Annotated in this window: 25 protein-coding genes; 23 read left to right on the top strand and 2 right to left on the bottom strand. The window is 63.5% G+C overall.

Annotation, left to right across the window (positions count from 1 at the left end; translation table 11 throughout):
- The first annotated feature begins 7 nt into the window (after positions 1 to 7).
- From GSQ92_RS04645 to GSQ92_RS04595, 11 genes are read left to right on the top strand one after another with little or no spacing between them, the layout of a single operon-like run.
- Complete coding sequence (locus tag GSQ92_RS04645) at positions 8 to 2,884, top strand: 4Fe-4S dicluster domain-containing protein (RefSeq protein WP_158802255.1); 2,877 nt, start codon at positions 8 to 10, stop codon at positions 2,882 to 2,884.
- Entirely contained in the window at positions 2,881 to 4,227 is a 1,347-nt protein-coding gene (gene nrfD, locus GSQ92_RS04640; protein ID WP_159013091.1) for an NrfD/PsrC family molybdoenzyme membrane anchor subunit, read from the top strand. The genes GSQ92_RS04645 and nrfD overlap by 4 nt, the downstream gene beginning before the upstream one ends.
- Complete coding sequence (locus tag GSQ92_RS04635; protein WP_158802253.1) at positions 4,224 to 4,766, top strand: DUF3341 domain-containing protein; 543 nt, start codon at positions 4,224 to 4,226, stop codon at positions 4,764 to 4,766. The genes nrfD and GSQ92_RS04635 overlap by 4 nt, the downstream gene beginning before the upstream one ends.
- On the top strand, positions 4,763 to 5,260 hold the full coding sequence (locus GSQ92_RS04630; protein ID WP_158802252.1) for a cytochrome c: 498 nt from the start codon (positions 4,763 to 4,765) through the stop codon (positions 5,258 to 5,260). Before GSQ92_RS04635 ends, GSQ92_RS04630 begins: the two co-directional genes overlap by 4 nt.
- Positions 5,257 to 6,306: a hypothetical protein gene (locus GSQ92_RS04625; protein ID WP_158802251.1), complete on the top strand. Its 1,050-nt coding sequence runs from the start codon at positions 5,257 to 5,259 to the stop codon at positions 6,304 to 6,306. Before GSQ92_RS04630 ends, GSQ92_RS04625 begins: the two co-directional genes overlap by 4 nt.
- Positions 6,299 to 6,688 carry a hypothetical protein gene (locus GSQ92_RS04620; protein ID WP_158802250.1) on the top strand — a complete coding sequence of 130 codons (390 nt, stop codon included), beginning with the start codon at positions 6,299 to 6,301 and terminating at the stop codon, positions 6,686 to 6,688. Before GSQ92_RS04625 ends, GSQ92_RS04620 begins: the two co-directional genes overlap by 8 nt.
- The gene (locus GSQ92_RS04615) at positions 6,685 to 7,464 is read left to right on the top strand and encodes an SCO family protein (RefSeq protein ID WP_158802249.1); all 780 of its coding nucleotides are present in this window, start codon (positions 6,685 to 6,687) and stop codon (positions 7,462 to 7,464) included. The genes GSQ92_RS04620 and GSQ92_RS04615 overlap by 4 nt, the downstream gene beginning before the upstream one ends.
- A complete protein-coding gene (gene coxB / locus GSQ92_RS04610) occupies positions 7,461 to 8,408 on the top strand; it encodes a cytochrome c oxidase subunit II (protein WP_159013090.1) in 948 nt (315 codons plus the stop codon). Before GSQ92_RS04615 ends, coxB begins: the two co-directional genes overlap by 4 nt.
- Positions 8,405 to 10,027 (top strand): cbb3-type cytochrome c oxidase subunit I, encoded by a 1,623-nt coding sequence (locus tag GSQ92_RS04605; protein ID WP_158802247.1) that lies wholly within the window; start codon positions 8,405 to 8,407, stop codon positions 10,025 to 10,027. Before coxB ends, GSQ92_RS04605 begins: the two co-directional genes overlap by 4 nt.
- Complete coding sequence (locus GSQ92_RS04600; protein WP_159013089.1) at positions 10,024 to 10,695, top strand: cytochrome c oxidase subunit 3; 672 nt, start codon at positions 10,024 to 10,026, stop codon at positions 10,693 to 10,695. The genes GSQ92_RS04605 and GSQ92_RS04600 overlap by 4 nt, the downstream gene beginning before the upstream one ends.
- The gene (locus GSQ92_RS04595; RefSeq protein WP_159013088.1) at positions 10,692 to 11,009 is read left to right on the top strand and encodes a hypothetical protein; all 318 of its coding nucleotides are present in this window, start codon (positions 10,692 to 10,694) and stop codon (positions 11,007 to 11,009) included. Before GSQ92_RS04600 ends, GSQ92_RS04595 begins: the two co-directional genes overlap by 4 nt.
- Positions 11,010 to 11,150: 141 nt before the next feature.
- Here GSQ92_RS04595 and GSQ92_RS04590 read toward each other — a convergent pair whose 3' ends face one another.
- Positions 11,151 to 12,119, bottom strand: coding sequence for an RluA family pseudouridine synthase (locus GSQ92_RS04590; RefSeq protein WP_158802244.1), 969 nt, complete (start codon positions 12,117 to 12,119; stop codon positions 11,151 to 11,153).
- A 48-nt stretch (positions 12,120 to 12,167) separates the two neighbouring features.
- Between GSQ92_RS04590 and GSQ92_RS04585 the strand changes: the two genes are divergently transcribed.
- Positions 12,168 to 12,455: a hypothetical protein gene (locus GSQ92_RS04585; protein WP_158802243.1), complete on the top strand. Its 288-nt coding sequence runs from the start codon at positions 12,168 to 12,170 to the stop codon at positions 12,453 to 12,455.
- Positions 12,456 to 12,458: 3 nt separating this feature from the next.
- On the top strand, positions 12,459 to 13,757 hold the full coding sequence (locus GSQ92_RS04580; RefSeq protein ID WP_158802242.1) for a DUF445 domain-containing protein: 1,299 nt from the start codon (positions 12,459 to 12,461) through the stop codon (positions 13,755 to 13,757).
- Between the two features lie 18 nt (positions 13,758 to 13,775).
- On the opposite strand, the gene GSQ92_RS04575 is transcribed toward GSQ92_RS04580, so the two are convergent.
- Positions 13,776 to 14,135 (bottom strand): hypothetical protein, encoded by a 360-nt coding sequence (locus tag GSQ92_RS04575; RefSeq protein ID WP_159013087.1) that lies wholly within the window; start codon positions 14,133 to 14,135, stop codon positions 13,776 to 13,778.
- Between the two features lie 175 nt (positions 14,136 to 14,310).
- Between GSQ92_RS04575 and GSQ92_RS04570 the strand changes: the two genes are divergently transcribed.
- From GSQ92_RS04570 to GSQ92_RS04525, 10 genes are all read left to right on the top strand, one after another.
- Entirely contained in the window at positions 14,311 to 14,784 is a 474-nt protein-coding gene (locus tag GSQ92_RS04570; protein WP_158802240.1) for an SUF system Fe-S cluster assembly regulator, read from the top strand.
- 4 nt (positions 14,785 to 14,788) lie between these two features.
- Positions 14,789 to 16,273, top strand: a complete 1,485-nt coding sequence (gene sufB / locus GSQ92_RS04565) for a Fe-S cluster assembly protein SufB (protein WP_158802239.1) — start codon at positions 14,789 to 14,791, stop codon at positions 16,271 to 16,273.
- Between the two features lie 147 nt (positions 16,274 to 16,420).
- Positions 16,421 to 17,179, top strand: coding sequence for a Fe-S cluster assembly ATPase SufC (gene sufC / locus GSQ92_RS04560; protein ID WP_158802238.1), 759 nt, complete (start codon positions 16,421 to 16,423; stop codon positions 17,177 to 17,179).
- Positions 17,179 to 18,495 (top strand): Fe-S cluster assembly protein SufD, encoded by a 1,317-nt coding sequence (sufD, locus tag GSQ92_RS04555; protein ID WP_158802237.1) that lies wholly within the window; start codon positions 17,179 to 17,181, stop codon positions 18,493 to 18,495. Before sufC ends, sufD begins: the two co-directional genes overlap by 1 nt.
- On the top strand, positions 18,492 to 19,742 hold the full coding sequence (locus tag GSQ92_RS04550; protein ID WP_158802236.1) for an aminotransferase class V-fold PLP-dependent enzyme: 1,251 nt from the start codon (positions 18,492 to 18,494) through the stop codon (positions 19,740 to 19,742). The genes sufD and GSQ92_RS04550 overlap by 4 nt, the downstream gene beginning before the upstream one ends.
- Positions 19,743 to 19,809: 67 nt before the next feature.
- Complete coding sequence (locus GSQ92_RS04545; protein ID WP_254065548.1) at positions 19,810 to 20,196, top strand: SUF system Fe-S cluster assembly protein; 387 nt, start codon at positions 19,810 to 19,812, stop codon at positions 20,194 to 20,196.
- A 95-nt stretch (positions 20,197 to 20,291) separates the two neighbouring features.
- Positions 20,292 to 20,609, top strand: coding sequence for an iron-sulfur cluster assembly accessory protein (locus GSQ92_RS04540; RefSeq protein ID WP_158802413.1), 318 nt, complete (start codon positions 20,292 to 20,294; stop codon positions 20,607 to 20,609).
- Positions 20,610 to 20,939: 330 nt separating this feature from the next.
- Entirely contained in the window at positions 20,940 to 22,178 is a 1,239-nt protein-coding gene (locus GSQ92_RS04535; RefSeq protein ID WP_158802234.1) for a branched-chain amino acid ABC transporter substrate-binding protein, read from the top strand.
- A gap of 68 nt (positions 22,179 to 22,246) precedes the next feature.
- Positions 22,247 to 23,185 carry a branched-chain amino acid ABC transporter permease gene (locus GSQ92_RS04530; RefSeq protein ID WP_158802233.1) on the top strand — a complete coding sequence of 313 codons (939 nt, stop codon included), beginning with the start codon at positions 22,247 to 22,249 and terminating at the stop codon, positions 23,183 to 23,185.
- An 11-nt stretch (positions 23,186 to 23,196) separates the two neighbouring features.
- Positions 23,197 to 25,305, top strand: a complete 2,109-nt coding sequence (locus tag GSQ92_RS04525) for an ABC transporter permease subunit (RefSeq protein WP_158802232.1) — start codon at positions 23,197 to 23,199, stop codon at positions 25,303 to 25,305.
- The last annotated feature ends 2 nt before the right edge of the window (positions 25,306 to 25,307 follow it).

The raw sequence follows: 25,307 nt of genomic DNA, 5'->3' as shown, positions 1-25,307 counted from the left end.
GCGCGCGATGACGAAGACTCCGGCTCCGCGCCAGGTTTCCGGAAAACAGTGGCGGAGCCTGCTCGAAGATCCCGACACGGTGGCGCGGCAGTATCCGGTGCTGGCGGAGATGATCGGCCATCCGGCGAGCCGCCGGCGTGTGTTGCAGGTGATGGCGGCAAGCATCGCGCTGGGTGGGCTCGCCGGATGTGACAACGGCGAGGCGGATGGCAAGCTCATCCCGGCGGTGATCGCGGCGCCCGGTATCGTGCCGGGTCGTGCCAATGCTTACGCGACGGCGAATGTCGTGGGCGGCGACGCGATGGGGATCACCGTCGCGCATCAGATGGGCCGGCCGCTGAAGGTCGATGGCAATCCGCTGCATCCCGCGAGCCTGGGCGGCAGTGATGCTTTCGCTCAGGCGATGATCCTCGACTTCTATGATCCGGATCGAGCGGCGGGCATCATCACCCAGGGGCAGCCTTCGGACTGGCCCTCATTGCAACGCGTGATGGCGGACGAGCGCGAGCGGCTGGTGCGGAGCCGTGGAGTGGGGCTGCGGGTCCTGACCGGCAGCGTGGTGTCGCCGACAACAGGGCGGACGATCGACGCTCTGGCCGCCGCCTATCCCGGGATGCGCTGGCATCAATGGGAGGCGGCGTCGCGGGATACCGTGTCGAACGGCACGGCGCTGGCCTATGGCCGGAGGCTCGATGTAGTGCCGCATGTCGAGCGGGCTTCGGTGCTTCTTGGCCTCGACAGCGATCTCATCAGCGGCGCGCCGGGCCATGTGCGCCATGCGCGGGACTTCGCGGCGCATCGCAATCCGACGCGCGGTCCGATGAGCCGCGTCTATGCGGCGGAGCGCGCGCCGACATTGCTGGGCACAGCGGCGGATCATCGTTTCATCATCGGCGGCGCGGAGATGCCCGCGCTGGTCGCCTGGCTGGCGGCGGCGGTTTTGCGTGGCGAGCAGCCGGGCTCCGCGCCGTCTTGGTTCGCGCCGCTGGTGGCGGATCTGAAGGCGGCTCGGGGCGGTGCCTTCATCCATGCCGGGCCGGATCTGCCGGTGGAAGCGCAGGCTCTGGTTCTGGCGATGAACGAGGCGCTGGGCGGCCGAGGACGGACCTTCGATGTGATCGAGCCGGTGGCCTATCGCGCGGTCGATTTCGGCGCCGATCTGCGCGCGCTGACCGACGATATGGCGGCGGGCCGGGTCGAGACGCTGCTTGTGCTCGACACTAACCCGGTCTTCTCCGCCCCTGGCTTCACTGAAGCCTTGGCGCGCGTGCGGCTGAGCGTTGCGAGCGGGCCTTCGCTCGACGAGACGGGGGATGCCGCGACCTGGTATGTGCCGGGCGCCCATGCCTTCGAGGCTTGGAGCGATGCGCGCGCCTATGACGGGACGGCGACGATCATGCAGCCGCAGGCGATGCCTCTGTTCGATGGCATGAGCGCGGTCGGCGTACTCTCGATGCTGCGGCCAGGCTTTGAGGGGACGCCGCAGGACTCGCTGGCGGCGGTGCGCGCGTCCTGGACTTCGCTGGCGCGCGGCGACGCCTGGGTTCGGGCGCTGGCCGATGGCGTAGTGCCAAACAGTGCTAGCCGGCCGGCGCAGGTGGCGATCAGGCCGGAAGCGGGGCGCAGCGTGATTCCCTCTGTCGTGTCAGGCGAGGCTTTGGTTACGGTCGCGCTGGTGACGCGGCCGGATCCCGGGCTGTTCGACGGGCGCTTTGCGAACAACCCATGGCTTCAGGAGTTGCCCCGCCCGCTGACGAAGGTGGTGTGGGACAATCCGCTGCTACTGGCGCCAGGGCTCGCGCATCGGCTGGGTTTGCGGCAGGGCGAGGAGGTTGAAGTCACGGTCGGCGCGGCGAGCGCTCGGCTTCCGGTTTGGATCGCGCCGGGGCAGGCGGAGGATGTGGCGGTCGCGCTATACGGCTACGGCCGGCGCGTCGTCGGCGCGGTGGGTGCAGGGACGGGTGTGGATGTCTATCCGCTCCGTTACGCCGCCGGTCCTGCGACGCTGCGTCGCACGGGCCGGGTGCTGAAGGTCGCGACGACCGATCATCACGACGTGCTCGATACCGGCGACACCAGCGATATCGTCCGCCACGCGACGCTCGCCGATTTTATGCGCGACCCCGCGCTTTTGCAGGGTGGGGTGGGTAGTCCGCTGCTTTATCGCAATCCGCCCAGCGGACCGGTCGCCTGGGGGATGAGCATCGACCTCAATTCCTGCATCGGCTGCAATGCCTGCGTGGTCGCCTGCACGGCCGAGAACAACGTGCCGGTGGTGGGCAAGACCGCGGTGCTGCATCAGCGCGAAATGCACTGGCTGCGGATCGACCGCTACTTCGAGGGGCCGGCGGAGAAGCCGGAGGCGTATTTCCAGCCCATGCTTTGCATGCATTGCGAGGAGGCGCCTTGCGAGGTTGTCTGCCCCTTCGGTGCGACGGTGCATGACCAGGAGGGGCTGAACGTGATGGTGTATAACCGCTGCGGCGGCACGCGCTTCTGCTCCAACAACTGTCCCTATAAGGTGCGCCGCTTCAACTACGGTCCGTACGCGGCGGAAGAGGCGCGGCCGGTCGAGAGTCGCAATCCGGATGTGACGGTCCGCAGCCGGGGCGTGATGGAGAAATGCACCTTCTGCGTTCAGAAAATCGCGGCGACGCGCATCGCGCATGACATTTCGGGTGTCGCGGAGGAAGCGGTAACGGCCTGTCAGGCGGCCTGTCCGACGCAGGCATTTTCCTTCGGCAACCTCAACGAGCCTGACAGCGAGGTAGTGCGGCGCAAGCATAGTCCGCTCAACTATGTCTTGCTGCCCGAACAGAATACCCGGCCGCGCGTGACCTATGAGGGCCGCATCCGCAACCTCAACGCGGAGATCCCGGCATGAGCGAGGCGCTGCCCGTGGTGCTGCCGGGGCAGACCGCCCGGACCATGACCGATCACGTGGCGGGCGTCGCGCTTGGCGAGGAGCGGTCTTACCTGTGGTGGTGGATGGCCTTTCTGCCAAGCCTTGGTTTGCTTGGCCTTGGTATTGTCGCGACGGTTTGGCTGTTCCTCAACGGGATTCAGATTTTCGGCAATGATTGGCCGAATGTCTGGGGTTTTCCGATCTTCGTTTATGTCTGGTGGATCGGCATCGCCTCCGGCGGGACCTTCATCTCGGCGTTCTTTTTCCTGACGCGGGTCGATTGGCGGACCTCGATCAATCGCATCGCCGAGACGATGACGCTGTTCTCGGCGGCTTGCGCTGGGATCTATCCGATCCTGCATCTCGGCCGGCCATGGATTTTTTATTGGCTGATCCCCTATCCGAATACGATGAGCCTATGGCCGAATTTCAAGAGTCCGCTGATGTGGGATTTTATCGCGGTGCTGGCCTATATCGTGGGCTCCGTGCTGTTCTGGTATCTCGGGTTGTTGCCTGACCTTGCCTCCATGCGGGACCGCACGCGGACACGCTTCAAGCAGGTTGCTTACGGTGTTGCGGCGTTGGGTTTTCGTGGGTCGGGAACCGAATGGACGCATTTCCGTGCGGTTTACGGCATCATGGCGGCGATCATGGCGCCGATGGTGTGCTCAGTGCATAGCGTCGTCGGGCTGGATTTCGCGGGCGGCAATATGCCGGGTTGGCACGGCACGGATTACCCGCCGTTCTTTGTTTTCGGTGCCGTCTTCTCCGGTTTTGCGGCGGTGCTGCTGCTGATCATTCCGCTGCGCCGCTTTTGGGGCCTCACGCCTTATATCACCGAGCGGCATGTCGATGTGCTCTGCAAGCTCATGCTGACCGCGAGCCTTTGCGTCGCCTATGCTTATATGATGGAGGCCTTCTCGGTCTTCTATGGCCATGACGCCGCCGAGATCACCATGTTCAAGGCGCGGATCGGCGGCTTCGATGCCGGGGTTTATTGGTCGACGATCATCCTGAACTGCGTCTTGCCGCAGCTCTTCTGGTTCCGCGTCTGCCGGCGCTGGGTGCCGATTGTGCTGCTGGTCGGCTTCGGCGCGGTCGTCGGCATGTGGCTGGAGCGTTACGGCATCGTGATCCAGGTGCCGCATAAGACGGCGCTGCCGTCGGCCTGGGGTGTCTATTTTCCGACGCTCTGGGATTGGGCGCTGTTCGCCGGAACCTGCGGCCTATTCGCGAGCGGGTTTCTGCTGACCATCCGGCTGGTGCCTGCCATCTCGATGTTCGAGATGCGTGAACTGATCACGCGGAAACTCGCTCGATGATCGTGCTCGGCGCCTTCGAGAGCGAGGCGGCGATGGCGCGGGCCGTTGCGCGTCTGGAAGCCGATGGCGTGCATGGTGTCGAGACTTATTCCCCGACGTCGCCGGCGCGCTCGGTGGGGCGCCTGCAATCTCGGCTGCCGCTGGTTATGCTGTTTGCCGGGTTGGTTGGAGCGGCGGCGGGGCTGCTGCTGCAGATCTACGCGGTGACGGGGATATTCACGGATAGTTTGTGGGGGCAGTTGGGCGGCGGCTATCCCGTCAATATCGGGGGGCGCCCGAATGTGTTTTGGCCGTCCTTTATTCCCTTCGGTTTCGAGACCGGGTTGCTATTCGCGATGGTCGCCGGTTTCCTCGGTTTCCTTCTGATCAACCGGCTGCCACGGCTCTACGACCCGATCGACGAGAGCGATGCGTTTCGCGAGGCGACCCGGTCGGGCTGGTTCATTGCCATTCGCACGGCTGCCAAGCCTAATCACGACCGCGCTCTTGCCGCGCTGCAAGCCAGCGGTGCGCCGCAGATCGAGGAGATCCTCGAATGAGGTTTTCCGCCCTTCTGCTGGCGGTGCTGGTGCTCGCTGGCTGCGACGACATGATCCATCAGCGCAAGAAAAACGCCTGGACGCGCAGCCAGGGTGATCCGCAGACGCCGCCCGCCGAGACCGTGCAGTTTCAGGAAAAGCCCGTCGCGGCACCGCCGCTCACGCTCGCCTTGCTGCGGCACGGCGGAGAGCGCTTTCACATCTACTGCGCACCCTGTCATTCCGAGCTTGGTGATGGGCATGGCATGATCGTGCAGCGTGGTTTCAGCCCGCCGCCGAACTATGAGGAAACACGGCTGCGCGGGGGTTCGACACAGCACTTCTACGACGTGATCACCCAGGGCCATGGCGCGATGTATTCCTTTGCGCAGCGCGTGCCACCCACTGACCGCTGGGCCATCGCCGCCTATATCCGCGCGCTGCAACTCAGCCAGCACGCGGTTCTGGCGGATCTTTCCTCTTCGCAGCGTAAGGCGCTGGAGGCGGGGCCGTGAGCCGCGCGGAACGCAACGGCTGGATCGCGGGCGGCGTCGGGCTGGTGCTGTCGCTGTTCGGTTGGATTTTGGAGCCTGGCGTTTCCCCCCACGCCTGGCTCGCCGCCGTTTACACTTGGATGCTGTGGCCGCTGGGCAGCATGGCCGTGATCCTGGCGCATGCTCTGACAGGCGGAAGATGGGGCGAGGCGGCGCGGCCAGGTTTGCTCATCGGTGTTTCGAGCTTGCCGCTGTTGTTGCCTGCGATGGTGCCGCTGCTTTGCACGATGCCGGTGCTTTACGATTGGGCGCAGGCGGGGGCGCATGCGCCGAATGGTTTCTACCTCAACCCTCCGGCTTTCGCGGCGCGCGGCGTATTGTATCTGCTCGTTTGGTTCGGATTGGCTTTGGTGATTCTCGCGTCGGAGCGGCGCGGGGGGGTATTGCGGCTTTTCGCGGCGCCGGGGTTGATCCTTTTGGCGGTCAGTTTCAGCTTCGCGGTGATCGACCTCACCATGTCACTGCAGGACTTCACCTCCACGATCTATCCGATGACGGAGGCGGCGAGTGCTGGCTTGCTGGCCTTGTCTGTAGCCATACTCATCAGCCTAGCCTTTGCAGATGAGAAGGCACGTGACGATCTTGGCAAGCTCCTGCTCGCGTTGGTCGTGCTGTGGACCTATCTCGACTTCATGCAGTTGCTCATCGTGTGGGAATCCGATCTAGCCTCGGATGGGCCTTATTATCTTCGGCGGACGGATGGCTATTGGGGCGGCGTGATGGCGCTGATCGAAATCGGACGGTTCGCGGTGCCATTCTTTCTGCTGCTTTCGCCCCGAGGAAGACGGAGCAAGCGCGTTCTCGGTGTCGCCTGCGTCCTGGTTGTCGCAACCGCGATTCTGCGTGGCTGGTGGCTGGTATTGCCTGCGGCACATCACGCGGCGGGCCGAAGAATCGGCTGGATCGATCTCGCGGCGATGCTGGCTTTTGGTGGTGCTTCATTCGCATGGATTGCGCGTGGCGACGGGCTTAGCGTCTCTGTAGTGCGTAGGCCGCAGAATGTCTGACTACGCGGAACATCCCGAACTCCCCCTGGCTGAGCGCGAGCTTCAGGATGTCGCTCCGCGCGCCATCATCATCGGCTTGCTGCTGGTGGTACTGGTGTCGGTCCTGCTGGCGGGGCTCAGCATGTGGATGTTTCCAAGTTCACTACGTGACCGGCCAGCCAATGTCGGGGTCAACGAATTTCCTCTGCCGCGCCTGCAGCCGAATACGCCGCTCGATATGAATCGCTTCTATGCCGAGGAGATGAAGCGCCTGCATGGCACCGGCTGGGTCGATCGAACAAAAGGGCTCATCCACATTCCGATCGATGATGCGATGGCGCTTGTGGCAGAGCGCGGGATCGCAGACTGGCCGAAGCAGTCGCCGACTGGGATCTCGCGGTGAGGATCTTGTTTCTCGTAATCGGGCTCATGCTGGTGGCCGTTCAGGCTCAAGCGCAGCGCGCGCCTGATACTTCCGGGATCGGCTATCGTCCGCAGCTTGGCCGAAACCTCCCGCTCGATGCGGCTTTCACCGATCAGGCTGGACGGAGAACCGCTTTGGCCGATGTCGTTGTCGGCCGCCCGACGATCCTGGCGCTCGGCTACTACGCCTGTCCCGCGCTGTGCGGTGTGATCCGTGACGATCTACTGACGGCACTTGGGCGCAGTGGTCTCTCGACGCCCGCTGACTACCAGGTCGTGTTTGTCAGCATCGACCCCCATGAGACCGTGTCGGATGCACATAGAGCCTGGGCGGATGACCGCGCGCGCTATCCGACGGTGGGCTCGGCCGACGGATGGCATTTCCTCAGCGGCACGTCAGAGTCCGTCGCGGCGGTGGAGCGGGCGGTGGGATATTACAGCCGCTATGACGTGGGGCTGAAGCAATTCATCCATCCGGCCGGCATTGTGGTACTGACGCCGCGCGGCGCGGTGTCCGGCTATGTGCTCGGCATCGGATATCAGCCGGGGGATTTGCGCGCCGCGATCATCCGCGCGAGCAGCGGCGGCGTGGAACAAACGGTGCAGCCGGTTTTGCTGCTGTGCTTCCATTTCGACCCGACCACCGGCCGCTACACCTTCGCCATCATGAAGGTGCTGCGGCTGACCGGCCTGCTGACGGTGCTGACACTGATTGGCGTCATGCTCATCCTGCGGCGGCGAGAGGGGCGGGCATGAATTTCGACCTTCCCGTTGCCTCTCCGGGCGCCGCTGAGACGGATCAGTTGCTCGGTGCTTTGCTGCTCATCAGCCTCGCCGTGCTGGTGCTGGTTTTCGGCCTTATGGCGCTTTACGGCATTCGCTACCGCGCCCGCAGCACCGCTCATCGCGGCGCGCCGGGGGAGAAAAGCTGGCGGTTCGAGATTGCCTGGACCACGGTGACGATTGTAGCTTTCTTCGCGCTCGATGTCTGGGGTGCCGATGTCTATATGCGGCAGTCGCAGACGCCGGCGCATGCGATGAAGGTCTACATCATCGGCAAGCAATGGATGTGGAAGGCCGAGCATGAGGGCGGCCAGCGCGAGATCAATGCGCTGCATGTGCCGACCGGCCGCGACGTGCAACTCATCATGACCTCGGAAGACGTGATCCATGATTTCTCGGTTCCCGCCTTTCGTGTGAAGCGGGACGTGCTGCCGGGCCGCTACGAGACGCTGTGGTTTCACCCCAACCGTGCCGGGACCTATCCGCTCTATTGCGACCAATTCTGCGGCACTGGGCATTCTGAGATGGTCGGCGATATTGTCGTGTTGAAGCCGGTGGAGTTTTCCGCCTGGCTGTCGGCGAATGGAGAAAATGGCGGCACGCTGGCCGATCAGGGCCATACGCTGTTCATGCGCTATGGCTGCAGCGGCTGCCATGAGACGACCGAGGGCGGCGGTGGCGGCACGGTGCGCGCGCCGCCGCTGATCGGGCTTTACGGCAGCCTGGTGCCGCTCGCGGACCGGACGGTGGTGACGGCGGACGATAAATACATCCGGGATTCGATCCTCATGCCCGCATCGCAGATCGTGGCGAGCTATCCGAATCTCATGCCGTCCTATGCGGGCCAGATCAGCGAGGAGAACCTCGTCAAGGTCATCGCCTATATCAAATCGATGGCGGGGGAGACGCCAAGATGAGCATCGCCGCCGGATTGCGGTCGGATAACTACATCAACCACGAGACTACGGTGCGCTCGTGGCTGGTCACGACCGACCACAAGCGGATCGCTATCCTGTATCTTTGCTCGATCACAGCCTTCTTCTTCATCGGCGGGGCGGCGGCGGCGCTGATGCGCTACAATCTGCTGAGCCCTCGGGGCGCCCTAGTCTCACCTGAGATGTACAATCGACTTTTTACGATGCACGGCATCGTCATGGTGTGGTTCTTCCTGGTGCCAGCGGCGCCTGCCGTGCTGGGCAACTTTGTGCTGCCATTGATGCTCGGCGCTCGGGATCTTGCTTTTCCGCGTATCAATCTGTTGAGCTGGTATTTGTTCATTGCTGGCGGCGCGATCGCTATGTTCGCGGTGACTTACGGTGGCCTCGATACGGGCTGGACTTTCTACACACCGCTCTCGACTAATTTCTCCAAAGGCTTCGTTGAGGTCGCCGCACTCGGGATCATTCTGTCCGGCTATGCCTCTATCGCGACCGGGCTCAATTTCATCGTCACCATCCATCGGCTGCGAGCGCCGGGGCTCACCTGGTATCGAATGCCGATTTTCGTCTGGTCGATGTATGCGACGAGCGTGTTGAACGTGTTGGCGACGCCGGTGCTAACCATGGCGCTGATCCTCATCGCGATGGAGCGGATTTTCCATATCGGCGTCTTCGATCCGGCGCTGGGTGGCGATCCGGTGCTGTTCCAGCATCTGTTCTGGTTCTACTCGCACCCCGCCGTCTACATCATGATCCTGCCGGGGTTCGGGATCGTGAGCGAGATCATCCCCTGCTTCGCGCGGCGTCCGCTGTTCGGCTATAAGTTTGTCGCCTGGTCCAGCATTGCCATCGCGGTGATCGGCTTCTTCGTCTGGGCGCATCATATGTTCGTGGCGGGCGTCTCGGTCTATTCGGCTTTGGTGTTTTCGCTACTGAGCTATGTGATTGCCGTGCCCTCGGCGATCAAGGTCTTCAATTGGCTCGGCACGATGCATAAGGGCTATATCCGCTACAATACGCCGATGCTTTACGCGTTGGGCTTCGTAGGGCTTTTCACGATCGGCGGACTTTCTGGATTGTTCACGGCGGCGCTGGGCGCGGATGTGTATCTGCACGACACCTATTTCGTGGTCGCGCATTTCCACTTCATCATGGTCGGCGGCATGGTGACGGCCTTCTTCGCCGGGCTGCATTTCTGGTGGCCGAAGATGACGGGGCGGCTTTATCCCGAGAGCTGGGGCAGGGTGGCGGCGTTGCTGCTGTTCGGCGGGTTTATCCTGACGTTCCTGCCGCAATTCGTGCTGGGGTATCTCGGGATGCCTCGGCGCTACCCGATCTATGATCCGGGCTTCCAGGTTCTCAATGTGCTGTCCTCGGCCGGAGCCACGATTCTGGCGGGCGGCTATCTGCTGCCGATGGGTTACCTGCTCTGGTCGCTCGTCTATGGCCAGCCGGCCGGTGACAATCCTTGGGATGCGACGGGGCTTGAGTGGCGCACGCAATCGCCGCCGCGTGTACAGAATTTCTCCGTGACGCCGCGCGTGACGGAAACCGCCTATAACTATCCGCCGCCCGAACAGCAGGAGCCGATGGCATGAGCGCCGCGACGCGTCATCGCGAGGACTTGCCGGGACCGGAGACCGAGTTCCAGTACCCCAGCGAGCGCGAGCAGCACGACACCTCTATGACTGGGATGTGGCTGTTCCTGGCGACGGAAACGCTGTTCTTCGGCGGGTTGTTCCTGATCTGGCTCTATTACCGCTATCTTTTCCCTGCTGGTTTCGCCCTTGCCACGGAGCACACCGAGTTCGCGATCGGCACGGTGAACTCCGTTTTGCTCATCACCAGCAGCGTGACCTATGCCTGCGGCGTCGCCGCCATTCGGGTCGGCGATCGCAAGCTACTGTTCCGGCTTGCCGTGGCAACGATCGCGCTCGGTGTGGTCTTCATGCTCCTGAAGGGCGTCGAGTGGTATCTCGACATTGACGCGGGGATGGTGCCCGGGCCTGGTTTCGCGTTGCGGGGACCTGGTTCGCAGGGCGCGGCGCTGTTCTGGATCTTCTACTATCTGGCGACCTTGCTGCATGCGATCCATCTGCTGATCGGCCTCGGTCTCGTTACCTGGATCGCGCTGCGGGCACGCAACGGCACGGTGACGCGCGAGAGCCACGCATCGGTCGAGATCGTCGGTCTCTACTGGAGCTTTGTCGATATGGTGTGGCTGGTGCTCTACCCCATGATCTATCTGGCGGGGCGCGCCGGATGATCCTCACCCGCACGCGCGACTATCTGCTGTCCTGGGCCGGGCTGATAATCCTGCTCGCGGTCGAGGCGGTGGGCGGGCGTTGGTTGGGCTGGGGGAATGTGACGCCTTTCATCGGCATCGTGATGGCGGCGGGCGTCGGTATGGTGCTGATGCATCTTCGCCATGGCACAGGGGAAGCGAAAATCTTCGCGTTCACCGGCGCGCTTTGGCTGGTGATCATGCTGAGCCTCACGATGATGGACATCGTGACGCGCTCTCCGGATCCGGTATCGCAAGCGACGCCGGGGTTTTCGCTCGCGAACCGTGGTGGGTGAGGGCACGCAAAACCCTCGACTGCCGAGTAATCTGATCGTCGATTCGTCATGCTCGGCGAAGGCCGAGCATCCACGCCTTCAACGTCGCCGCCACAAGTAAGGCTTGGATCCTCGACCTTCGCCGAGGATGACGTGGAGTGGCTAACTCCCCATCTCATCCAGCGCCGCCAATAATCCGCGGAAATCCTCCGGCGGCTCCGTCTCAAACGACATCGGGTCGCCAGTACGCGGATGCGCGAAAGCAAGACTCGCCGCATGCAGCGCCTGCCTCGGAAAATCCAGCAGCAGGTGGCGCAACTCTGAGGGCAAACCACGTGAGGCCGGGGGAACGCGTCGCAGATAGACGGGATCGCCGACGACCGGGTGGTTGCGGCTCGCGAGATGCACACGGATCTGATGGGTTCGCCCCGTCGATAGCTTGCAGTCAAGCAGCGAGACGCACATCCGCCAATTGCGCTCCGTCTTGTAATGCGTGAGCGCCTCGCGGCCGCCGGCGTCCCGCAGCGCCATACGCTTGCGGTCGCGCGGGTCCCGCCCGATGGCGCCCTCGATATCGCCTGAAACCGGCGACAGCATGCCCCAGACCAGCGCCTTGTAGTGGCGATCAAGATCGCGAGTCGCGAAGATCTCGGAGAGCCGGGTATGGGCGAGCTCGGTCTTCGCGGCCACCATGACGCCGGAGGTGTCGCGGTCGAGGCGATGGACGATGCCTGGCCGCTTCTCGCCGCCGATGCCCGTGAGGCTGTCGCCGCAATGGGCGAGCAGGGCGTTGACCAGCGTGCCCTCGAGATGGCCCGGCGCCGGATGCACCACCAGCCCCGCTGGCTTGTCGAGCACCACGAGATCGGAATCCTCATAGAGGATGGTGAGCGGGATATCCTCCGGCTGAGGGGTTGCCGCCACGGCATCGGGCACCGTCAGGGCATAGGTTTCGCCTTCACGCACAAGTTCGGACGGGTCCCGGAACGAGGCGCCGCCGACGCTTGCCATCCCATCCAGGATCAGGTTCTTGATGCGCGAACGGGAGAGGGAGTCCAGGCTCTCGGCGAGGAATCGGTCAAGGCGCTGGCCCGCTTGCCCGGCATCGGCAGTCACTTCGAATAAGGTCATGCCGCAGACATAGCCAAGAAGCGGCCGGGGGGCGAGGCGATGCGATCCATGCGGTCGATGTTGATCACGGTGATCACGATGGGGGTGCTCATCGTCATCGCGACCGCGGCGCTGCTGTTCAAGCTCGTCACCGATTTTGGCGCACCGGCGGCGGGACCCCCAGGAACCTCGCTGACCGTGAGCAACCTGCAACAGGCGGCGGGCTCTCGGATCGTCAATATCACCGGCGTCGGCGCCAGTCTCGCGGTGCTGCTGACGGGTGGCGGACCCGACCGCATTCTGCTCGTCGATCCTCGCAACGGCCGGGTGACCGGCCGGCTGGAAGCCACGCCCTAGCCCATGTCGAACGCATTCGACCGCGTTTTGACCTCGGCGGCGGAGGTCGATGCCACGGCTCGCCGCTCGCTCCGCAGGCATCGGGCCTTCGCGAGCGGGTTGCTCGTTGTCATGGCGGCCCTGGTTCTGGCGAGCTATGCGTTGCCGCCCACGATGTGGCGCGAGTTGCTGCAATCCTGCGCCAAGGCGGGGCTGGTGGGCGGCCTCGCCGATTGGTTCGCGGTGACGGCGCTGTTCCGCCATCCGCTCGGTATTCCGATTCCGCATACTGCGATCATTCCGGCGCAGAAGGAACGGCTGGGGCGGGCGCTTGGGCGGTTTATTGGCACCCATGTCATCACCCAGGACGAGGTGCTGCGGGTTCTCGGCCGCGCCGATCTGCCGGGGCTGCTGCATCGCTATCTGGCCGATCCGGTGACTGCTCGGCCCGCCGCCGAGGCGATGGCGGCGAGCCTGCCGAAGCTGCTCTCGGCGATCGAGGATGGCCGGGCGGGACGTCTGATTTCCCGGCTGTTGCCGCGCCTGCTGGGGGGGGCCGCCGCCGGGCGGGTGGTGGCGCGGGCGCTGCAAGGCTTGGTGGAGGGTGGCCGCCATCAGGAGGTCTTCACCTTCATCCTCACCCAGCTTCGCGGCATGCTGGCGGAGAAAGAGGAAGATCTGCGCAAGGGGATTCGCGACAGGGTGAAGGAGCAAGGCGGCCAGCTCCTCGGCTGGGCGATCGGGGCGAGCATCGCCAAGCGGGTGATTTCCGCGATCAACGACGAACTGGACAATGTCGGACCCGACGGGTCCACGATGCGCGCGGCCTTCGACGAATGGGTGCGGCGCGAGATCGCGGCGATGGAGGAAGATCCGGCGCGGGCGGCCGAGATGGGCGCGGCCATCCGCAGGGTGCTCAGCCATGAGTCGGTGCGGCTGTGGTTTGGCGATGTCTGGCTAAGGCTGAGGGCTGTGGTGGAGCGGGATGCGGTGCGTCCGGGGGGACATACGATCAGCTTCATCGAATCGACCCTTGCTGCCGTCGGTCGCGCGATCGAGGAGGATCCGGCGGTTCGTCAGGGGTTGGAGCGCGGGATCGCTAATGTCGTCGCCGGGCTATTGCCGATGGCTCAGGAACGCTCGGCCGATTTCGTCGCGTCGGTGGTGTCCCAATGGGATGCGCGCACGGTGACGGAGCGGCTGGAACTGCGGGTGGGACGGGACCTGCAATACATCCGGGTCAACGGCACGCTGGTCGGCTTCCTCGCCGGAGGCGTGCTTTATCTGCTGCTGCGGGCAGCCTTTGGCACTGGGGCTCTGTAAGACGAAGCGCGGCGGGAATTAGCCCCGCCAGCGGCCAGCGCGCTGCTGGGCTCTCAGCATTTCCTGGACCCGGCTCATCACGGGGCCGAAACCTTTTGCCTCGAAGCCGTTCCGCCGCATGCGCCAGAGCTGCCAGCGCAGGGCGGCGTAGCCGATCAGCGCCGCGCCCAAGGCAATCGGCACGAGGATGAGGGCGAGCGACAGGGCAATGCCTGCAACAATCGCGGAGCCCGCGATCACCGCCACTAGGCCCAAACCGCGTGGTGCTCGGAAGGTCGCCGATCCCCCGCGCCATCCGGGGGGTGGCCCGGGCCGCTGCGCTTGCACGAAGCTGCCATCGGATCGCATGTCGAGGTCGTAGCCTTGACGGTCGCTCATGGGAAAGACACTGGCGAAAGACGGACGGGGTTTCAAGTTTCCATCCCGTAATCTAACCCGGTGGGACAGCCTGCGCGTCGCGCCGCCCAGCGTTCCGAAAACAGGACTCGCGCGGTCCTAGATGAGCCGCTAAACCTTCGCTCAAGGCGACCAGGGTCGCCAGAAGGTTTCGTGCATGCTTCGCCTCTCCAAGCTCACGGATTATGCCGTGGTTGTGCTGGTGCGGCTCTCCGAGGAGGGCGGCCTACAGAGTTCGGCCGGCATCGCCGCCGCGATCGGCGTGCCTGAGCCTACGGTCGCCAAAGTTCTGAAGATCCTGGGGGCCGGCGGACTCGTTCTGTCCCATCGCGGGGCGCGGGGCGGTTACCGGCTTGGCCGGCCGCTCAGCGCTATTCCAATCGCCGATGTGATTGCCGCGGTCGATGGCCCGATTGCACTCACCGCGTGCGTCGAACATTCGGTGACCAGTTGCGAAGCCTCGGGACTTTGCCCGGTCCGGGGGCGGTGGGATGCGGTCAATGCCGCCATCCTCGATGCGCTCTCTGGCATTAGCCTAGCGGAAATGCGTGGCCGGAGCTTTATGCCGGACCCCATGCCGCACATCTCTACCAAACCCGCCCCTTCCTCCGCCGCCGTCACAGCCGAGTGAGATAATGCCAGCAGTCGCCGAGACCCTAGACACCGTCCGCGCCGTCACGGGCTCCACCTATAAGTGGGGCTTCGAGACGGATCTCGAGATGGATATCGCGCCCAAGGGGCTGAGTGAGGACACCATCCGCCTGATCTCGGCGCGGAAGGAAGAGCCTGAATGGCTGCTTGCCTGGCGGCTGAAGGCCTTTGCGGCATGGAAGACCATGGCCGAGCCGCATTGGGCGAAGGCGACCTATCCGCGCATCGACTACCAGGACATCCATTACTATGCCGCGCCCAAGAAGGGCGGCGGACCGAAAAGCCTCGACGAGGTCGATCCCGAATTGCTGCGCACCTATGAGAAGCTCGGCATTCCGCTGCGCGAGCAGGCGTTGCTCGCGGGCGTCGAGCCGAGCCCAGATGATCGGCTGCCGATGGCTGTTGATGCGGTCTTCGACAGCGTCTCAGTCGCGACGACCTTTCAGGAGACGCTGGCGAAGCAGGGCGTGATCTTCTGCCCCATCAGCGAAGCGGTGCGTGAGCACCCCGATTTGGTGCGCGAATATCTGGGCAGCGTTGTTCCGGCTGGGGATAATTTCTACGCGGCCCTGAACTCGGCGGTCTTCACCGACGGCAGCTTCGTCTACATCCCCAAGGGCGTGAAATGCCCGATGGAGTTATCGACGTATTTCCGCATCAACGCCCGCAACACGGGACAGTTCGAGCGTACGTTGGTGATCGCGGCCGAGGGCGCTTCCGTGAGCTATCTTGAAGGCTGCACCGCGCCAATGCGGGACGAGAACCAGCTGCACGCGGCGGTGGTGGAACTCATCGCCTTGGATGATGCCAAGATCAAATATAGCACGGTGCAGAACTGGTATCCGGGCGATGCGAATGGCAAAGGCGGCATCTATAACTTCGTCACCAAACGCGGGGCGTGCCGTGGCGCGCGCAGCCGCATCAGCTGGACGCAGGTTGAGACAGGTTCGGCAATAACCTGGAAGTATCCTTCCTGCATTCTGCAGGGCGATGGCAGCGTCGGCGAATTCTACTCGGTCGCGGTGACGAATAACTGTCAGCAGGCCGATACTGGCACCAAGATGATTCACATTGGCCGCAACACCAATAGCACGATCATCGCCAAGACGATCAGCGCCGGGCGTTCGGACAGCACCTATCGCGGGCTTGTCCGCATGATGCCGAAGGCGCAGAACGCGCGGAATTTCACGCAGTGCGACAGCCTGCTGATCGGCGACCAGTGCGGCGCGCATACCGTGCCCTATATCGAAAGCCGCAACGCGACGGCGAAGATCGAACATGAGGCCACGACCTCGAAGATCGCCGAAGACCAGATGTTCTATTGCCGCAGCCGGGGCCTTTCGCAGGAGGATGCGGTTGGCCTGATTGTGAACGGCTTCTGCAAGGATGTGCTGAAGGAGCTGCCGATGGAATTCGCGGTGGAAGCGCAGAAGCTTCTTGCGATCAGCCTCGAAGGTTCCGTGGGCTGAGCATGTTCGGCAATTTACCTCGTCGTGCTCGGCGAAGGCCGAGCATCCACGTCTTGCCTGCTCCACGAAGGCAAGACGTGGATGGCACGCCTTCGCGTGCCATGACGGAGAGACTTCACGACACAATCGCTGACGAGACGTGAGAAAATGCTCGAAATTCGCGGCCTGACGGCCACCATCGACGACAAGACGATCCTCAACGGGATCGACCTCACCATTCCGCCGGGCGAGATCCACGCCGTGATGGGGCCGAACGGCGCGGGCAAATCCACGCTGTCCTACGTCCTCTCCGGGCGCGAGGGCTATGAAGTCACCGCCGGCAGCGTGACCTTCTACGGCCAGGATCTGCTGGCGATGGAGCCTGAGGAACGCGCGGCGGCCGGGTTGTTCCTCGCCTTTCAGTACCCCGTCGAATTGCCGGGCGTCGGCAATGCGAACTTCCTGCGCACCGCGCTCAACGCCATCCATCGCCGGCGTGGCGAACCGGAACTCGATGCAGTGCAGTTCCTCAAGCTTGCACGCGGCGAGGTGAAGAAGCTCGCGATGTCCGAGGACATGCTCAAGCGCAATGTCAATGTCGGGTTTTCCGGCGGCGAGAAGAAGCGCAACGAAGTTCTGCAGATGGCTGTGCTGAAACCCAAGCTTGCAATTCTGGACGAGACCGATAGCGGCCTCGACATCGACGCGCTGCGGATCGTGGCCGATGGCGTCAACGCGCAACGTGGCCCAGGCTTTTCTTCGCTGATCATCACGCATTACCAGCGGCTGCTCGACTATATCGTGCCCGACAGAGTGCACGTGCTGGCCGAGGGCCGCATCCTGCGCTCTGGCGGTCCTGAGCTCGCACATGAACTCGAAGCGCGCGGCTATGCCGGCCTCGTCGGCGAATCGGCGGAGGCCGCATAATGGCAGCGACCCCGCTTCGCACGCCGGCTCGCGCACCAAACGCCGCTTTGGCGGCCTTCCTCACCCGGTATGACGGTCTGCGCGAACGCCTGCCCGGACCACACGAGCCGCGCGACGCCGCGGCCGAGGTGCTACGCGAGATGGGCTGGCCGACCCCGAAGGAGGAGCCTTGGCACTACACCAACCTCCGCCCTGTCGAGGCTCAGGTCTTCCATGAAGCGGTGGCCGAGACCGGCGATGGTACGCGACTCATCGCGCATCTGCCCGCCGTCGCGGGCCCCCGCCTGATCTTCGTGGATGGGCGGTTTCGCGGCGATCTCTCCGCACTGCCGCCCGATGTGACGACCAGCACCTTTGCTGAAGGCGGCGCCTCCAGCGGCTTCGATCTATTGGCCCGGCCCAAGCGTGACCGGCTGGTGGCGCTCAACACGATGCTTGCCGAAGATGGCGCCATTATCGATGTGGCGGAGGGCATCGATGGCGGCTTCCTGCTGCTCGGCCAGCTCACGAGCGGTCAGCATCGCCGGGTAGCGAGCCATCCCAGGCATCGCCTGCGGCTACGTCGCGGCGCCAGCCTTGTCCTGCTCGAAGTTTCGGCCGGGGAGGGCGAATATCTGCACAATCCGGTCATCGAGATCGACCTCGCAGAGGGCGCGCATCTCACGCATGTCCGCTTGCAGCAGGAATCGGCCGAGGCCTTCCACCTCTCAACGGTCTATGTCGATACCGCCGCGCGCGCGACGTATGACAGCTTCTCGCTGTCGCTCGGCGCGCAGCTTGGCCGCAGTGAGATCCATGCACGGCTCGGCGGCGCTCAGGCAGCAGTGCATCTCAACGCGGCGCAGATCATGGGCGGCACGCAGCTTTCGGATTTCACGACGGTCATCACGCATGACGCGCCGAATTGTGCATCGCGCCAGACGGTGAAGTCGGTGCTGATCGGCCGGGCGCGTGCCGTGTTCCAGGGCCGCATCGAAGTCGCGCGCGTGGCGCAGAAGACCGATGGCTACCAGATGAACCAGGCGCTGCTGCTGTCACCGGATGCGGAGATCAACTCCAAGCCCGAGCTCGAGATCTACGCGGATGACGTGAAGTGCAGCCATGGCGCGACGGTCGGCGCGCTCGATCCCGAGCAGCTTTTCTACCTGCGCAGCCGGGGCATCGCCGCCGCCGAGGCGCGAATGATTCTGGTGCGCGCGTTCCTCACTGATGCTTTCGAGGCGGTGACGCATGAGGGTGTGCGCGCCGTTTTGGAACATGCTGTCGAGACCTGGTGGAACACCACGGGCCGCGCGGCGGAGGCGCTTGCGTCATGAATGTGATCGCGCCAAGCCGTATCGGCGTCGATGACATCGCGCGGCTGCGTGCCGATTTTCCGATTCTGTCGCAGACCGTGCGCGGCAAGCCGCTGGTGTTTCTCGACAGCGCCGCCTCCGCGCAGAAGCCCCGCGTGGTGATCGACGCGATGGTCGGTGCGATGGAAACGCAATACGCCAATATCCATCGCGGCGCCCACTGGATGAGCGAACGCACGACGGAAGCCTATGAGGCGACGCGCGATTCCGTCGCGCGGCTGCTCAACGCAGGCTCCCGCAACGAGATCGTTTTCACCCGCAACAGCACAGAGGCGATCAACCTGGTCGCCCATAGCTACGGGCGCGGTGTGATGAAGCCGGGCGAGGCGGTGGTGATCTCGGAGATGGAACATCACTCCAACATCGTGCCGTGGCAGATGCTGCGGGATGCTCATGGCATCGAGCTACGCGTCGCCGCCGTGACGGATGCGGGCGAGCTGGATATGGCGAGCCTCGAGGCACTGTTGCAGGATGGCCGCGTCGGTCTCGTCGCCGTCACCCATATGTCGAATGTGCTCGGAACCTATACACCGGCGGAGGGTATCGTGGCGCTCGCCCACGCGCATGGCGCGAAGGTGCTGTTCGATGGCTCGCAGGCGGTGGTGCATCGCCGGATCGACGTGCAGGCACTGGGCGCCGATTTCTACGTCTTCACCGGCCATAAGCTGTATGGCCCAACAGGGATCGGCGCGCTCTGGGCACGGCCCGAATTGCTGGAGGCGATGCCGCCGTGGATGGGTGGCGGGGATATGATCTCCTCCGTGACCTTCGAGAAAACCACCTGGGCGCGGGTGCCGCATAAGTTCGAGGCGGGAACCCCCGCGATCCTGGAGGGCATCGGCCTGGACGCCGCGATCCACTATATCGAGGCGGTCGGCTACGATTCCATCTCGGCTCATGAGGCGGTATTGACGGAGCATGCCATCGCGCGGCTGTCCGCGATCGAGGGCCTGCGGATCATCGGGCGGGCGCAGGATCGGGGTGGCGTGATTTCCTTTACGCTGGACGGCGCCCATGCCCATGATGTGGCGACCTTGGCCGATCGCTCGGGAATCGCGCTGCGTGCCGGCCATCATTGCGCCGAGCCGCTGATGCGCCGCATGGGTGTGGACAGCACCGCGCGCGCGAGTTTCGGCCTCTACACGACGATCGAGGAGATCGATTTCCTCGCGGATACGCTGGACCGCGTTCGGGCCTTCTTCGTTTGAGCTTGCTCATCTCATACGAAGAAAGAGCAGTGCAATCTGCTCTGGCCCGGGCGCAATGGAGATGACGATGATGGACCATTCGCCGGAGACCGAGACCGCCCTCCACCACTCCTGGACGCCGGAGGGTGAAGTCGCGCCCGCATCCGCGCAGCGGGTAAGTGAGGATGACGTGATCAGCGCCATCGCGACCGTCCACGATCCCGAGATCCCGGTGAATATCTATGAGCTTGGCCTGATCTACGCGATCGACATCTCCGACGAGGGCCATATCAAGGTCGAGATGACCCTTACTGCTCCTGCTTGTCCTTCGGCTCAGGAACTGCCCGAGATGGTGAAGCAGGCAGTCGAGATGGTGCCGGGCGTGACTGGTGTTGAGGTGGAGACCGTTTGGGATCCGCCTTGGGATATGAGCCGCATGAGCGACGAAGCCCGCCTGTCCCTGAACATGTTCTGAGGGAGCTGAAGCAAGTGAGTGAAGTAACCCAATCCGCCATTTCCGTTCCCGCTGGCGCCCCGCCGAAGCCGCCGCGCCGCGCCTTGCCGCCGCTCATGCAGCTCAGTGACGCCGCGGCTGAACGGCTGGCTTCGCTTTACGCTGGCGGCCAGGCCGGCATGCTGCTGCGCATCAGCGTCAATACCAAGGGTTGCTCGGGCATGGCCTATGAGATGAGCTGGGTGGAAGCCGCGGGCCCAACTGACGAGCGTGTGACCGATAAAGGCCAGACCGTTTTGGTGGATCGCAAGGCCAGCCTTTTCCTGATCGGTACGATCATGGACTACCGCAAGGAGAAGCTCTCGGCCGGCTTCACCTTCACCAATCCGAACGAGAAAGGCCGCTGTGGCTGCGGCGAAAGCTTCCACGTCTAGCGAATCGCCAACGCTTACGAGACACGTGAGTTCGTGTTGATACAATAGACTTTTATCGTCTCGCTACCACTTGCCGCGCGTCGCCTCTACCTGGCACTCGATTTAAATCGCTGAGGCTGCGGGCAGTGCTCCGACCTTTGAGCAGACTGTCGAAATAGCTAGCCCGCCCCCTCATCCCGCGCGCGTTTTCGCCGCGATCGCAATCTTTCGTAAATCTTTAGCCTCCTAGTCTCCGGCCATCGGGTCGCGTGGCCCCATTCCTGCTTGCGCTCCCCTTGCGATGGCACCAAGCTGAGTTGCATGCCACCTATGTCGGACATGGAGGTCCATATGCTAAAGCGACGCTTCCTCGCCTCACTGATCGCTGCCACCGCCCTTACCGCTGTCGTGGGTCTCCCGCACGGGGCCCAAGCCGCTGACAAGACGATCATTATCGGCATTAATCTGCCGATAACCGGTGGTGACGCGGCTGGGGCCAAGCGCATCATGAATGGCGCGCTCCTCGGCATTTCGATGGCGAATGATTCGAAAGCCGTCCCCGGTTACACTCTGAAGCCGATGGTTTTGAACGACGCGACGCCGACCGCCGGGCAATATGACCCTGCTCAGGCAGCCACCAACGCGCGCAAGATGGTGTCCAACGAGAAGGTTCTCGCGGCGATCGGGCCGGAGATGAGCGGCTCGGCCAAGGCCATGGTGCCGATCCTCAGCGAGGGCAACCTCACGATGATCACCCCGGCCGCCACCAATCCGGACCTGACCAACCCGCAATTCGCCGCGCAGTACATGCCGGGCGGCAAGCCGGTGTTCTTCCGGACGGTGACAACTGACGCCTTCCAGGGCCCGAACATGGCGAACTACTTCGCCGAGACGCTCAAGGTTAAGAGCATCTACGTCCTCGATGACAGCGGCGCCTATGGCGTGGGTCTCGCGGATGCCTTCCAGAAGCAGGCAGCGGCTCAGGGCATCAAGGTGCTCGGGCGTGACAGGCTTGACCCAACGGCGGCGGATTACAGCTCGATCCTGACCAAGGTGAAGTCGCTCGGTGCCGAGGCGCTGTATTTCGGTGGCGTTGCCCAGGCGGGTGTCAAGCTCGTCAAGCAGGCCTATGATATCGTGCCGAATATCCCCAAGGGGGCGGGGGATGGCATGTATAGCCCGGACGTGCTGACCGGCGCCGGCTTCCCTGCGGCGGAAGGCTGGTACATCAGCAACGCATCGCCGCATCTCACGGATGATACGAAGCTGTCGCAATGGATTGGCGATTATCAGTCCAAGTTCAACGAGTCGCCCGATGACTACGCGATCACCGCCTTCGACGGTGTTCAGGTCATCATCGCCGCGATTAATAAGGTAGTTGCGAGCGGCGGAACGCCGGACCGTGAGTCGGTTCGCGCGGCGATCGCATCCGGAACTGTCCCGACGCTGCAAGGGGCGGTTTCCTTCGACAAGAATGGCGATATCACCCAGCGCATCGTCAGTGTGTTCCGCATCACGCATGATCCGAAGTTCCCGGACGGTGATCCGCAGCACCAGTTCAAGTTCGTCGGCAACGCGCCGCAGAGCTGATCTTCTCCGCCCGGAGCCGCAATGCGCGCGCTCCGGGCGTTTTATTCTCCAGCTCTAGTCAGGTGCGGATGACCCCTTTCGACCTGCTGCTTCAGCAGCTCATTAATGGCCTCAGCCTGGGCGCGATGTACGCGCTGCTCGCTCTCGGCTTTACGATCGTCTACGGCATCCTAGAGCTGATCAACTTCTCTCACTTCAACGTCTTCATGGTCGGCTCCTTCATCGCCATGGGCGTGCTTCACCTTTTTGGAATTGAGGGCCAGTCCGTGCTACTGCATGGGCTGCCGCTCGTCGGCGTTTTGCTTGTTGTTCTTGTCGTCACGATGATTGCCTGTGGGTTTCTTGGTGTCATCATCGAACGTTTCGCCCTTCGGCCGCTACGCGGTGTGAAGGGGCCGATGGCGATGATCACCACCATTGGCGTCTCGTATATTCTCTCCAACGTCGTGCTGCTGACTCAAGGCGCGAACGAGAAGAACTATCCCAATCCGATCCCGCACTGGTCATTCTATATCGGCGGCATAAACGGCGCCCGCATCACCGTTTTCCAGATTCTCATCTGGGTCATCTCGACCCTGTTGATGGGCGGCCTTTTCTGGTTCGTGCAGCGTAGCCGGCTCGGCAAGGCGATGCGCGCCACGGCGCAGGATCCGGACGCCGCGCTGATGATGGGCGTCGAGGTCAATCGCGTCATCATGACCGCCTTCTTCATGGGTTCCGCCTTGGCGGGAGCGGCAGGCCTGATCTTCAGCCTCTATTACAATTTCACGAGCTTCGGCATCGGCTTCTCCGCCGGACTGCGTGCCTTCACCGCCGCCGTGCTCGGTGGCATCGGCAATATTCCTGGCGCCATGGTGGGCGGTATCATCATCGGCCTCATCGAATCGCTCGCGGGTCAGTACATCGCCGTCAAATGGGCGGATGTCATCATCTTCTCGATTCTCGTTCTCGTTCTCATCTGCCGTCCGGCGGGCCTGTTTGGCCGCCTTGCGCCCACCAAGTCCTGAGGAGAGGCGCGATGGAAACGACCACCACCTCCCCGGATTCCACACCTGACCCCACGATCCTGGACAACACGCCTGGTCATGAGAACGTCAATGCGCTGCACACCGTGCAGGTCGCGACGAGCCGCTGGACACGGCTGACCGCGCCCTTCGAGCGGCCGCGCGTCCAATACGCCGTCATCACCGTCGTCGCGATCCTCGCCTTGATCTTCCCGATCCTCAGCGGAGATCAGGCCAATATCGACGCGGCGGCCAATGCGACGGCTTACGCGACACTGGCGCTCGGCCTGAACATCGTGGTGGGTTTCGCCGGCCTGCTCGATCTCGGCTACGCGGCCTTCTTCGCGATCGGCGCTTATTCCTTCGGCATCCTGACGTCCTGGCAAATCACCCCCGACTGGGGTGTCTTCTGGCAACCCTTCGCCTATCTCGGCCTGGTCCAGAAGGTCGTGCAAAACGGCCATGCCATCGTGCATTTCACCGTCTCCTTCTGGATCATGCTGCCGGTATCCGCCTTCATCGCGGCCTTCTTCGGCGTGCTCTTTGGTGCGCCGACCTTGCGCCTGCGCGGCGATTACCTGGCGATCGTGACACTCGGCTTCGGCGAGATCGTGCCCATCGTGGCGCGCAACTGGACCGGACTCACCAATGGCGCCGCAGGTTTGAACGGCATCGCCGGTGCGCAAATCGGCAGCTATCACTTCGGCATCAACGCCACGCCCTATTACTACGTCGGCCTCGGCCTCATCGCCTTCCTGATCTTCGTCAGCACCCGTCTGCGAGACGGCCGCATCGGCCGCGCCTGGATGGCAATCCGCGATGACGAAATCGCCGCCAGCGCGATGGGCATTCATCTCGTCCGCTTCAAGCTGCTGGCCTTCGGTATCGGCGCCGGCTTCGCCGGAATGTCCGGAACCTTCTATGTCGCAAAGCTACAGACCGCGACACCCGACATGTTCGGTTTCCCCGTCTCCGTCATGATCTTGGTCATGGTGGTGCTCGGCGGTCTCGGCAGCATCTGGGGCGTGGTGCTCGGCGCCATTCTGTTGCAACTGCTGCAGACTTGGTTCCTCGGCTCGCTGACACAGTGGATCGACGCGCTCGGCACCGCCATCGGCTCCGACTACATAAGCTCCCTCGATCTCACCCAGGCGAGTGAACTTATCTTCGGCATTATCCTTGTCGCGATGATGCTCTACCGGCGAGAAGGTCTCATTCCGGCCGCGCGCCGTCAGCGGGCGCTGACCACGGAGCAGCAGCATGCCTCGGTGCAGCGCCGTGCGGCGAGCGATGTTCGCCTGTCGCAGATCAGTGGCGAGCGCTACGCCCACGCGCCGGGTGCGGTGCCGATGCTCGAGATCAATGACGTGACGGTTCGGTTCGGCGGGTTGGTGGCGTTGAACAAGATCAACATCACAGTGCCTGCCGGCAGCGTCGTCGCCGTCATCGGGCCGAACGGTTCCGGGAAATCGACGCTCTTCAACACTATCACCGGCCTCACACGCGCCGCCGAAGGCAGCATCCTCTTCAACGGGGCGGAGATCCTGGGTCTTCAGCCACATGAGATCCTCAAGGCGGGCGTGGCGCGCACCTTTCAGAACCTGCGGCTGTTCCCGACCATGACGGTGCTCGACAATATCCTGGTTGGTCAGCATGCGCGTCTGCGCAGCGGCCCGATCGGCACCGTCTTCTGGGGCCCCAGCAATCTGAAAGAGGAGAAGGTCGCGCGGAGCTGGGTGTTAGAGATCGCCGAAATTTTCGGCAACCGTCTCGTGCCGCGTCTCAATCACACGGTGGAAGGGCTGTCCTACGCGAACCGCCGCCGCGTCGAGATTTCTCGCGCGCTGGCCTCGCGTCCGCGCATTCTGCTGCTCGATGAGCCGACGGCCGGCATGGACACGTCGGAATCGCTTGAGCTCGCGGAGCAGATCAAGGGGCTGAACGCGCTCGGCCTGACCATCCTTATCATCGAGCATAAGCTCGATGTGGTGACGCGCATCGCGTCGAAGGTAATCGTGCTGGACCATGGCGAGAAGCTGACCGAGGGCCTACCCGACGAGGTGCGTCGCAATGAAGCGGTGCTAACCGCCTATCTGGGCAGAGGGGCCGCCGCCCGTGCTTGAGT

The organism is Acidisoma sp. S159 (assembly GCF_009766125.1).
In the GTDB taxonomy this organism is placed as follows: domain Bacteria; phylum Pseudomonadota; class Alphaproteobacteria; order Acetobacterales; family Acetobacteraceae; genus Acidisoma.
This window is presented reverse-complemented; position numbering and strand designations above follow the sequence as displayed.

Coding starts and splice junctions, on each gene's coding strand:
- GSQ92_RS04575 (WP_159013087.1), bottom strand. CDS start 14,135: ATGAGCGACCGTCAAGGCTACGACCTCGACATGCGATCCGATGGCAGC.
- GSQ92_RS04545 (WP_254065548.1), top strand. CDS start 19,810: ATGATGGACCATTCGCCGGAGACCGAGACCGCCCTCCACCACTCCTGG.
- GSQ92_RS04620 (WP_158802250.1), top strand. CDS start 6,299: ATGTCTGACTACGCGGAACATCCCGAACTCCCCCTGGCTGAGCGCGAG.
- GSQ92_RS04605 (WP_158802247.1), top strand. CDS start 8,405: ATGAGCATCGCCGCCGGATTGCGGTCGGATAACTACATCAACCACGAG.
- sufB (WP_158802239.1), top strand. CDS start 14,789: ATGCCAGCAGTCGCCGAGACCCTAGACACCGTCCGCGCCGTCACGGGC.
- sufD (WP_158802237.1), top strand. CDS start 17,179: ATGGCAGCGACCCCGCTTCGCACGCCGGCTCGCGCACCAAACGCCGCT.
- GSQ92_RS04635 (WP_158802253.1), top strand. CDS start 4,224: ATGATCGTGCTCGGCGCCTTCGAGAGCGAGGCGGCGATGGCGCGGGCC.
- GSQ92_RS04570 (WP_158802240.1), top strand. CDS start 14,311: ATGCTTCGCCTCTCCAAGCTCACGGATTATGCCGTGGTTGTGCTGGTG.
- coxB (WP_159013090.1), top strand. CDS start 7,461: ATGAATTTCGACCTTCCCGTTGCCTCTCCGGGCGCCGCTGAGACGGAT.
- GSQ92_RS04550 (WP_158802236.1), top strand. CDS start 18,492: ATGAATGTGATCGCGCCAAGCCGTATCGGCGTCGATGACATCGCGCGG.
- GSQ92_RS04630 (WP_158802252.1), top strand. CDS start 4,763: ATGAGGTTTTCCGCCCTTCTGCTGGCGGTGCTGGTGCTCGCTGGCTGC.
- sufC (WP_158802238.1), top strand. CDS start 16,421: ATGCTCGAAATTCGCGGCCTGACGGCCACCATCGACGACAAGACGATC.
- GSQ92_RS04645 (WP_158802255.1), top strand. CDS start 8: ATGACGAAGACTCCGGCTCCGCGCCAGGTTTCCGGAAAACAGTGGCGG.
- GSQ92_RS04540 (WP_158802413.1), top strand. CDS start 20,292: ATGCAGCTCAGTGACGCCGCGGCTGAACGGCTGGCTTCGCTTTACGCT.
- GSQ92_RS04525 (WP_158802232.1), top strand. CDS start 23,197: ATGGAAACGACCACCACCTCCCCGGATTCCACACCTGACCCCACGATC.
- GSQ92_RS04535 (WP_158802234.1), top strand. CDS start 20,940: ATGCTAAAGCGACGCTTCCTCGCCTCACTGATCGCTGCCACCGCCCTT.
- GSQ92_RS04580 (WP_158802242.1), top strand. CDS start 12,459: ATGTCGAACGCATTCGACCGCGTTTTGACCTCGGCGGCGGAGGTCGAT.
- GSQ92_RS04600 (WP_159013089.1), top strand. CDS start 10,024: ATGAGCGCCGCGACGCGTCATCGCGAGGACTTGCCGGGACCGGAGACC.
- GSQ92_RS04530 (WP_158802233.1), top strand. CDS start 22,247: ATGACCCCTTTCGACCTGCTGCTTCAGCAGCTCATTAATGGCCTCAGC.
- GSQ92_RS04590 (WP_158802244.1), bottom strand. CDS start 12,119: ATGACCTTATTCGAAGTGACTGCCGATGCCGGGCAAGCGGGCCAGCGC.
- GSQ92_RS04595 (WP_159013088.1), top strand. CDS start 10,692: ATGATCCTCACCCGCACGCGCGACTATCTGCTGTCCTGGGCCGGGCTG.
- nrfD (WP_159013091.1), top strand. CDS start 2,881: ATGAGCGAGGCGCTGCCCGTGGTGCTGCCGGGGCAGACCGCCCGGACC.
- GSQ92_RS04585 (WP_158802243.1), top strand. CDS start 12,168: ATGCGGTCGATGTTGATCACGGTGATCACGATGGGGGTGCTCATCGTC.